Genomic DNA, 1,610 nt, shown 5'->3' with positions numbered 1-1,610 from the left:
CAAGCAGTAGGATAATCGCAACTACCGTTATCTTTTTAGCCTTTGACATGCCGCTTCTCACCTCCCATAAAAAAAGGCACGCCTGAATGCTTTACGCAATTCAAGCGTGCCTGTGAGACAGATATATACTACTTGACGAAATATCTTTCCAAATCTTCCGGTTTTTCTATGTCAAATATGTCATCCGTTATCTTTTCCAAAACTTCGTTATCAGCGCTTTTTATTAATTCCTCGTACTTTCTTGGAAACTCCTTGAACTTTCTATTAAAAAGTTTTAGCACTACTTCTGTTTTGCCTTTTTCTATACCTTTCTCTATCCCCTTCTCTATACTTTTCTCCATAATCATCTTATAGGATGACAGCTCTTCCAATTTTAACACTTTTTCCACCTCCTCAAAAATTCTTTTTATAATTTCTTTGCTATAAGCTATACCTGAAAGCGGTTCCGCTCTGAACAATATCTTCCTTTTTTCATCCACGTCCACAGGTGCATCTTTGATTAAGTCCACGCACATCTTGAGATACTTCTCTCCTGCTTCAGCCCTCTTATCCCTATCTGCTATCGGTAAAAGCGAATACAAATCGAAATAATCTGTTTCCGCTATCTCTGAAAACCTAATTTCGCCTACATCAATTATCTTATACACATAGTTAAGTTTGTTGTCGCCTATGGTATAGTTAATTCCATTATCCATTTTAATTCTATCCTTACCTACGTACAGTACAACCTGATACGGTACAAGCTTATGCTTCTCCATTATCTCCAACGCATACCGAAGCATCCTGTACGGCATCGTCCTGTCGTTGTCTGACTGGAATTCTATATGAACGGCAATCTTTCCCCTATCCGTATCGCATTTGAATACCATGTCGCTATCCCTGCGTTCCACCTTGACAAACTCTATATTAAGCTCTTCAAGTTTCTTTAAATTGATTCCTGCCAAATAGGTTATTATCTCGTCGGCAACATTAGAAAACAAATCTTTTAAAGTCAGATCGTACGCTTGTTGAGGCATCTTATCCCTCTTTTCTTCCGTACTATACACATTTATTATATCATAAAGGTAAAAAAAAGAGCGGTATATTCCGCCTTTTTGTATAAGAAAAAATAAAGCACATTTGCGCTTTAACCTACCTTATAACGTCGGTATTATGTTATTTAGCCAACCCTCACCAACGTATGCGGCAACTTTCCATTTTCCATCCTGTTTTACAAGCATAATAGTGCGGCTTCGAGTGTCATATCCTGTTGCTGGTTGCCTTCTTCCTGCATTTACCCCATACACATTATATTGATATGTTACTTCTGCAATATTGCCTATACCAGCTATATTTAATATCTTGTAACCGTTTGGATCATAAACTTCATAACCTAAATCGATCGGCTGTGTTGGTCCTGAGGGTGGGAACTGTTCTGCTCTTGACATTACACTGTCTACAAAACCATATACAGCATCCCACCCCCATATAGCAGTAAATGGAGTTGGATCGTCTGTTGTTAAATTCCAATGCGTGTTATACCCGTACTTTTGCAGTCTGTCGAAACCGCCGTAAGATGGTTTTCCCCAATTTGCACCAGTACCCTGTCCGTAATTTACTTGTGCCGTTGA

The 1,610-nt window shown here is 38.8% G+C and carries 2 protein-coding genes; both read right to left on the bottom strand.

All coding sequences use genetic code 11. The features are described 5' to 3' along the window. Positions 1-128: 128 nt before the first annotated feature. Complete coding sequence (locus BUB87_RS13885) at positions 129-1,016, bottom strand: DUF4351 domain-containing protein (protein WP_073346678.1); 888 nt, start codon at positions 1,014-1,016, stop codon at positions 129-131. A gap of 120 nt (positions 1,017-1,136) precedes the next feature. Further along, positions 1,137-1,610 (bottom strand): hypothetical protein (locus BUB87_RS14470; protein ID WP_159432438.1); only part of this gene is annotated, 474 nt, incomplete at its 5' end.

The sequence above is a fragment of the Caldanaerobius fijiensis DSM 17918 genome, from assembly GCF_900129075.1.
GTDB classification, from domain to species: Bacteria; Bacillota; Thermoanaerobacteria; order Thermoanaerobacterales; family Caldanaerobiaceae; genus Caldanaerobius; species Caldanaerobius fijiensis.
The sequence above is the reverse complement of the archived record's forward strand: the minus strand, read 5'-3'. Positions and strand labels throughout refer to the sequence as shown.